Source organism: Mycobacterium sp. E802 (genome assembly GCF_001666875.1).
GTDB lineage: Bacteria > Actinomycetota > Actinomycetes > Mycobacteriales > Mycobacteriaceae > Mycobacterium.
In genome coordinates this window covers 1-2947 of the sequence record NZ_LZJD01000170.1, presented here as the reverse complement: position 1 = coordinate 2947, position 2947 = coordinate 1, and the positions used below count along the sequence as shown (strand labels likewise).

At 63.5% G+C, this 2947-nt stretch carries 3 protein-coding genes and 1 pseudogene; all 4 read right to left on the bottom strand.

Annotation, left to right across the window (positions count from 1 at the left end):
• Nucleotides 1-1478 (bottom strand): PE-PPE domain-containing protein (locus A5699_RS25060; protein ID WP_082957869.1); only part of this gene is annotated, 1478 nt, incomplete at its 3' end.
• A gap of 31 nt (nucleotides 1479-1509) precedes the next feature.
• Complete coding sequence (locus A5699_RS25055) at nucleotides 1510-2394, bottom strand: glycosyltransferase family A protein (protein WP_067775526.1); 885 nt, start codon at nucleotides 2392-2394, stop codon at nucleotides 1510-1512.
• A gap of 131 nt (nucleotides 2395-2525) precedes the next feature.
• Complete coding sequence (locus A5699_RS30065; RefSeq protein ID WP_231965825.1) at nucleotides 2526-2723, bottom strand: hypothetical protein; 198 nt, start codon at nucleotides 2721-2723, stop codon at nucleotides 2526-2528.
• 33 nt (nucleotides 2724-2756) lie between these two features.
• Nucleotides 2757-2933: pseudogene (locus A5699_RS30060) on the bottom strand (polysaccharide pyruvyl transferase family protein); the annotation flags it as partial.
• Nucleotides 2934-2947 lie beyond the last annotated feature (14 nt).

The window sequence follows — 2947 nt, the reverse complement described above, 5'->3', positions numbered from 1 at the left end:
GCTTCGCGGTCTTCCGTGGCCGTTGGCCGTTTCGTCGCCAGGGCATCGGCTTCGGGAGACTTCGGCAATGTCGGCAGCTTCGTGGCAGCCACGTCCGATGAGTCGGTGGCGCTCTGTGCGGGCAGCTTCTCCACCGAGGTCTTCAGTTTCTGCGGCCGGCTGGAAACAACGTCGGTATCGCTTGAGGTAGCAGCCAGTTTGGCGTCCGCGTCGACGGGTGTCGACCGGGTTTTCCGCGACACCAACGTGGTGGGCGAGGTGGATTCGGTGGTGGCTTCTGCTGGCTTGGTGGTCTCTTCCGAAGGATTGAGGTAATCGACGCTTGGCCCACCGACGCCATACGGGCCGGGTCGTTGAGTGCCGAACGGCCGGGTGCCGTTCACGCGTTCAATGGCGTCGTCCCATCCGGTCGGAATGGCGACCACGAAATCAACCGCTGTCTTGAGCGGATTCTTCGCCGGGAACAGACTCCAGGTCGTCGGCTTTCCCGGGCTCGTCGTTCGGTCGTACCCGGACTCCACGAGCACGCGCAGCGGCGCGTCAAGAACGTCGGCCAAGAATCGTCCGACGCCCGGAATGTTGGCGACGTCATGGAGCAGCGGTAGGGTGTCGGTGGCGACCATCAGATACCGGGTGTCGCCGTAGTGACCCTGGTCGATGATTCCGGGACCGTCGAGGCTCTGGTCGGCGTAATGCGGGTGCAGCAAGCGTTGCCCCGCATTGGCATTGGCGACGGCGATCAGGTTGAACGGATTGACCGGCTGGTCTGCCCAACCGTCGTACTGGATGGCGATGTCGACGGTCGCGTACTGGGTATCGGTTCGGGTCGGCCCGCTGAAGGTCACCCCGCCGCCGGGGAGCGGCAGCGGGATAGACAGGCCTTTCGGGCCACGGGCCAGAAAGCCCCCGTTGGGCCGGTTTCCGTTGGCGGTCAAGATGAACGAGACCTGCGGGCCCTCACCGGGCTGGTACCGGTCGGCCAGCGCGGCCTTCTCGAACGACGCGATCGTGGCGCTCTGCGAGTACCCGAACACGACCAACGAGTCCCCCACGCTGGGAGCGTCGGAACCGATGTCCTCGTTGTACTGGCACTGTGCCGTCGAGCTGATGCAGGTGTCGAGATCCTGCGTGCCTTCGGCCACGGATCGATCGAAGGTCATCGAATGGTCAGCCGGGTCACCGGTGTTGAACTGCGCCGGCGTGATCACGGCCACCGCGTTGTACGGGCCGACGGGAATGCCCAGATCGGGTCGTGTGGAGGACGGGGCGACGAAGTTGTCCACCACGTTGGTCGTGTATTGCCTGACGAAGGGTATGCCGTCCTTCTCCGTGGTGAGCGGATCGCCCGAGCCGCCCATGATCAACACGCTGGTAACCGCTGCGGAGGCGACGGATGCCACCGTCGACACCAACGCCAGCGACACCAGACCCACCAGGGCCATGACTGTCACCCCGATGGCGTGAACCGCTGTGCGCATCGACTATCCCTTCCCGCGGCGTCCGTCTGTGTTACGGAGCTATCGGATTCACTGGTGGACGGTAGTTTTCGAGATATGACTTGGGCTGACGCAAGCGCACCGCCGGCCAGCGCGACAGTGAGGCCGGCCCGACGGCGCTCCACAACGTGACTGCCGGTCCCTTCGACGGGCGCAGCCCGTAGTCCCGATAGAGATGTGAACGGTACGGCAGGGCAGGCCCGAACAGGATGTTCCCGGAATGGTTTTCGCCGGTGTCGACGTGGTACACGGCGCCCGGGAATGGAAGAGGTTCGAGGATGCGTCCGTGTTCTCGCCACCAGTCGTAGGCGAAACCGTGCTCGAGCACCTTTTCCAGCCGTAGCCCGAAGGCTTCGAAGATCTCGTCCTGAGTGGAAGAAACGGTGAGACCGCGGGGAACCTGATAGGCCTCCCACGGAATGATGAACGAGGTTCCGCAGTGCCGGTAGAACTTCCGCCGCAGCGCATACGCGTTCCGGCGACGCGAGTAGATCCACCCGCGGGTGCTCACCCATCCGGCGGCCCCGGGGTGGGCGCGGACGAAGGCGGCGATGTCGCGGTGCACGAAATCATCGGCGTCGAAGAGCATGACGTAGTCCGGCCGGTATTCACGCGCGGCGATCAGACCGATGGCGTTCTTGGTGCCCTTGTCCCAGATCACCGAGGCAGGTCCGGTGCGCGGGCCTTGGTGCAGCGAAGGCGGCGGGAAATCGACTTCGACGAACACGGCACGCTCCGGGAGCGGGAACGACGGCGGTCGATTGCCGACGATGATGATCAGATATTCATCGCAGGTCTGCCGACCCACCGAGGCAAGGGTGTCCTGCAGCAACGCCTCCACGCGGCGATAGTCCGCTGCGTTCTGCGGATGCCGCAAAGTGGTTATGAATACCAACATTTGGGGTGCACTCTACCCACTGAGAACGGCTACAACGAGTCGAAAAGATGACCCGGAATTACGCCGGACACGACCATTACGCGTGGTGCAGTTATAGCAATGTGATCACGTTTTGCGATCTTTGCAGCAAGTCAGGTGGCATCCAGTCCCAACGCCGCGCCCACAGCGGCGTATTGGGTGTGCAGGCGTCGGCGTAGCTCGTCCACCGCAGCCCCGGTCCTGGCCCGGATCACCTCCGAATCAGCCAACCCCGCCAACACCCGATCCACCACCACCGACCTGCGCACCTCATCGGTACGCAACAACGACCGCTCATCATCGACCGACAACGCAAAATCACGACACTTCGGCTGATACTCCAACGAAATCACCGGCGTGGCAGACAACGCCGCCAAAATCCCCGCATGCAACCGACTCACAATCACTGCCGAACAACGAGCAAACTCCCCCGCCGCAGCAACCGCATCCACCGGCCGCACAATCTGCGCACCCGTACCAGCCAACGCCAACTCAGTCCACCGCCGATCAGCACCATTCATCAAGATCCCGACGA

Excerpts from the sequence above, each read along its gene's own strand:
- A5699_RS25055 (WP_067775526.1), bottom strand. The coding sequence starts at position 2,394 with ATGTTGGTATTCATAACCACTTTGCGGCATCCGCAGAACGCAGCGGAC.